Here is a 5286-nt window from a genome sequence, read left to right on the forward strand (position 1 = left end):
GACATTACTGTTGCCTGAAACGCTGAAGCTCAGCTCGCCATCCACATTATCCACATCGCTGAAGGCGGTATTTAGATCGATGCTGTATGGCGTAAAGTCTTCCGCCAAGGTTTGGTCTGCGATGCTGCTTTCAACCACAGGCGTGTCGTTCACCGCATTCACGGTGACGTTGACCGTCGCTTGGTCAGTCAATGCACCATCGGTAACGGTGTAAGTGATTTCAGCGTCACCATGGAAGTTCTCAGCCGGTGTGAAGACCAGTTTTCCGTCAACGATCTCAACTGTACCTTGGTCACTCGGCACAGATGCCGAATCAATGCTTAAGGTATCGCCATCAATGTCGGTATCGTTTGGCAGGACATCAATCGTCACTGGCGTGTCTTCGTCAGTAACAGCGGTATCATCGTTTGCCACTGGCGCATCGTTCACTGGCGTCACATCGACGTTCACTGTGGTGGATTCCGATACCCCACCCGACGTAACGATGTACGTGAAGCTGTCTGCCCCGTGGTAGTTGTCGTTTGGCGTGTAAGTGACGCTGCCGTCCGGGTTGACCGAGACCGTGCCGTTCGCTGGACCGTGATTGGTATCGAGCGACACCACTTTGTCGTCGCCTTCAAACGTGTCGTTACCTAGGACGTTAATTATGGTCGGCGTGTCTTCCACAACCGTCGCGTTGTCTGCCACGATGTCCGCTACAGGCGCTACTGTGAAGTTCACCGTTTGGCTGACGCTTTCACCGCTTGGATCGGTGGCCGTAAACGTTAGGATTTCAGAGCCGTTCCAGTCCGCGGTTGGAGTGAACGTAGCAATACCATTGACGATCGCCACTTGAATGTTGCTATTACCAGAAACGCTGAAGCTCAGCTCGCCATCCACATTATCCACATCGCTGAAAGCAGTATTTAGATCGATGCTGTATGGCGTGAAATCTTCCGCCAAGGTTTGGTCTGCAAGGTTGCTTTCAACCACAGGTGTGTCGTTCACCGCATTCACGGTGACGTTAACCGTCGCTTGGTCGGTCAGTGGACCATCGGTGACGGTGTAAGTGATTTCGGCATCACCATTGAAGTTCTCAGCTGGTGTGAAGACCAATTTGCCGTCAACAATCTCGACTGTCCCTTGCTCACTCGGCACAGACGCCGAATCAATGCTTAACGTATCACCATCGATGTCAGTATCGTTTGGCAAGACATCAATCGTCACTGGCGTGTCTTCATCAGTAACAGCGGTATCATCTTTTGCCACTGGCGCATCATTCACTGGCGTCACATCGACGTTCACCGTGGTGGATTCCGATACCCCACCGGAGGTGACGATGTAGGTAAAGCTGTCTGTCCCGTGGAAGTTGTCGGTTGGCGTGTAAGTGACGCTGCCATCCGGGTTGACCGAGACCGTGCCGTTCGCTGGTCCATTGTTGGTATCCAGCGACACCACTTTATCGTTGCCTTCGAACGTGTCGTTACCTAAGACCTTAATGATGGTTGGTGTGTCTTCCACAACCGTCGCTTTGTCTGCCACGATGTCTGCCACAGGCGCAACTGTGAAGTTCACCGTTTGGCTTACGCTTTCGCCGCTTGGATCGGTGGCAGTAAAGGTTAACGCTTCTGAGCCGTTCCAGTCTGCCGTTGGAGTGAACGTAGCAATACCATTGACGATCGCCACTTGAATGTTGCTGTTGCCAGAGACACTAAACGTTAACTCACCATCGGCGTTATCCACATCACTGAAGGCAGTATTTAGATCGATGATGTATGGCGTAAAGTCTTCTGCCAAGGTTTGGTCTGCGATGCTGCTTTCAACCACAGGCGTGTCGTTCACCGCATTCACGGTGACGTTGACCGTCGCTTGGTCAGTCAGTGCACCATCCGTAACGGTGTAAGTGATTTGGGCGTCACCATGGAAGTTCTCAGCTGGTGTGAACACCAATTTGCCGTCAACAATTTCGACTTTACCTTGTGCTTCAGGTACAGACGCCGATTGGATAGACAGCGTATCGCCATCGATATCAGTATCGTTTGGTAGGACATCAATCGTGACAGCGGTATCTTCTTGTGTTGTTGCCGCGTCATCTTTTGCCACTGGCGCATCGTTCACTGGTGTGACATCGACGTTCACCGTGGTGGACTCACTGACGCCACCGGAGGTAACGATGTAGGTAAAGCTGTCTGCCCCGTGGAAGTTGTCGTTTGGCGTGTAGGTTACGCTGCCATCCGGGTTGACCGAGACCGTGCCGTTCGCTGGTCCATTGTTGGTATCCAGCGACACCACTTTGCCGTTGCCTTCGAACGTGTCGTTACCTAAAACCTTAATGATGGTTGGTGTGTCTTCCACAACCGTCGCTTTGTCTGCCACGATGTCCGCCACAGGCGCAACTGTGAAGTTCACCGTTTGGCTTACGCTTTCGCCGCTTGGATCGGTAGCCGTAAACGTTAACGCTTCTGAGCCGTTCCAGTCTGCGGTTGGAGTGAACGTAGCAATACCATTGACGATCGCCACTTGAATGTTGCTATTACCAGAAACGCTGAAGCTCAGCTCGCCATCAACATTATCCACATCGCTGAAAGCGGTATTCAGATTGATGCTGTATGGCGTAAAGTCTTCTGCTAAGGTTTGATCTGCGATGTTGCTCTCAACCACAGGCGCGTCGTTCACCGCATTCACGGTGACGTTAACCGTCGCTTGGTCAGTCAGCGCACCATCAGTGACGGTGTAAGTGATTTCAGCGTCACCATGGAAGTTCTCAGCTGGCGTGAACACCAGTTTGCCATCAACAATTTCAACTGTCCCTTGGTCACTCGGCACAGATGCCGAGTCAATACGTAATGCATCACCATCGATGTCAGTATCGTTTGGCAGAACATCAATCGTCACTGGTGTATCTTCGTCAGTAACGGCATTGTCATTGGTCGCCACCGGCGCATCATTCACTGGTGTGACATCGACGTTCACCGTGGTGGACTCCGATACCCCACCCGAGGTAACGATGTAGGTGAAGCTGTCTGTACCGTGGTAGTTGTCGTTTGGCGTGTAAGTGACGCTGCCGTCCGGGTTGACCGAGACCGTGCCGTTGGCTGGACCGTTATTGGTATCCAGCGACACCACTTTGTCGTCGCCTTCGAACGTGTCGTTACCTAAGACCTTAATGATGGTTGGTGTGTCTTCCACAACCGTCGCTTTGTCTGCCACGATGTCCGCCACAGGCGCAACTGTGAAGTTCACCGTTTGGCTTACGCTTTCGCCGCTTGGATCGGTAGCCGTAAACGTCAGCGCTTCTGAGCCGTTCCAGTCTGCGGTTGGAGTGAACGTAGCAATACCGTTGACGATCGCCACTTGAATGTTGCTGTTGCCAGAGACGCTGAAGCTCAGATCGCCATCCACGTTATCCACATCGCTGAAAGCGGTATTCAGATCGATGCTGTATGTCGTAAAGTCTTCCGCCAAGGTTTGGTCTGCAATGTTGCTTTCAACCACAGGCGTGTCGTTCACCGCATTCACGGTGACGTTGACCGTCGCTTGGTCAGTCAGCGAACCATCGGTGACGGTATAAGTGATTTCGGCGTCGCCATGGAAGTTCTCGGCCGGTGTGAACACCAACTTGCCGTCAACAATTTCAACTGTCCCTTGGTCACTCGGCACAGATGCCGAGTCAATACGTAATGTATCACCATCGATGTCAGTATCGTTTGGCAGAACATCAATCGTCACTGGTGTATCTTCGTCAGTAACGGCATTGTCATTGGTCGCCACTGGCGCATCGTTGACTGGCGTCACATCGACGTTCACCGTGGTGGACTCTGATACCCCACCGGAGGTGACGATGTAGGTAAAGCTGTCTGTACCGTGGTAGTTGTCGTTTGGCGTGTAGGTCACGCTGCCGTCCGGGTTGACCGAGACCGTGCCGTTAGCTGGACCATTGTTGGTATCCAGCGACACCACTTTGTCGTTGCCTTCAAACGTATCGTTATCTAAGACCTTGATGATGGTTGGCGTGTCTTCCATGACCGTTGCTTTATCTGCCACGATGTCCGCCACAGGCGCCACTGTGAAGTTCACCGTTTGGCTAACACTTTCACCGCTTGGATCGGTAGCAGTAAAGGTCAATGCTTCTGAGCCGTTCCAGTCCGCGGTTGGAGTGAACGTAGCAATACCGTTGACGATCGCCACTTGAATGTTGCTGTTGCCGGAGACGCTGAAGGTCAGATCGCCATCCACGTTATCTACATCGCTGAAAGCGGTATTTAGATCGATGCTGTATGGGGTGAAATCTTCCGCCAAGGTTTGGTCTGCAATGTTGCTTTCAACCACAGGCGTGTCGTTCACCGCATTCACGGTGACGTTGACCGTCGCTTGGTCAGTCAGTGCACCATCAGTAATCGTGTAAGTAATTTCAGCGTCGCCATGGAAGTTCTCAGCTGGCGTGAACACCAACTTGCCGTCAACAATCTCGACTGTCCCTTGCTCACTCGGCACAGACGCCGATTGGATAGACAGCGTATCACCATCAATATCAGTGTCGTTTGGCAGGACATCAATCGTCACTGGCGTGTCTTCGTCAGTGACAGCGGTATCATCTTTTGCCACTGGCGCGTCATTGACTGGTGTGACATCGACGTTCACCGTCGTGGACTCCGATACCCCACCCGATGTAACGATGTAGGTGAAGCTGTCTGCCCCGTGGTAGTTGTCGTTTGGTGTATAAGTGACGCTGCCGTCCGAGTTGACCGAGACCGTGCCGTTCGCTGGACCGTTGTTGGTATCCAGCGACACCACTTTGTCGTCGCCTTCGAACGTGTCGTTACCTAAAACCTTAATGATGGTCGGCGTGTCTTCCACAACCGTCGCTTTATCTGCCACGATGTCCGCCACAGGCGCTACTGTGAAGTTCACCGTTTGGCTAACGCTCTCGCCGCTTGGATCGGTGGCAGTAAACGTCAACGCTTCTGAGCCGTTCCAGTCTGCGGTTGGAGTGAACGTAGCAATACCATTGACGATCGCCACTTGAATGTTGCTATTACCAGAGACGCTAAACGTTAACTCACCATCCACATTATCCACATCGCTGAAAGCGGTATTTAGATCGATGCTGTATGGCGTAAAGTCTTCCGCCAAGGCTTGGTCTGCAATGCTGCTTTCAACCACAGGCGCGTCGTTCACCGCATTCACGGTGACGTTGACCGTCGCTTGGTCAGTCAGCGCACCATCGGTAACGGTGTAAGTGATTTCGGCGTCGCCATGGAAGTTCTCAGCCGGTGTGAAGACCAGTTTGCCATCAACAATCTCAAC

At 52.5% G+C, this 5286-nt stretch carries 1 protein-coding gene; it reads right to left on the bottom strand.

All coding sequences use genetic code 11. The features are described from left to right. A partial coding sequence (locus tag R7P64_RS23950; protein WP_318124083.1) for a tandem-95 repeat protein occupies positions 1-5286 on the bottom strand: 5286 nt, incomplete at both ends.

It is taken from the genome of Vibrio sp. 2304 (assembly GCF_033339475.1).
Classification (GTDB): domain Bacteria; phylum Pseudomonadota; class Gammaproteobacteria; order Enterobacterales; family Vibrionaceae; genus Vibrio; species Vibrio alginolyticus.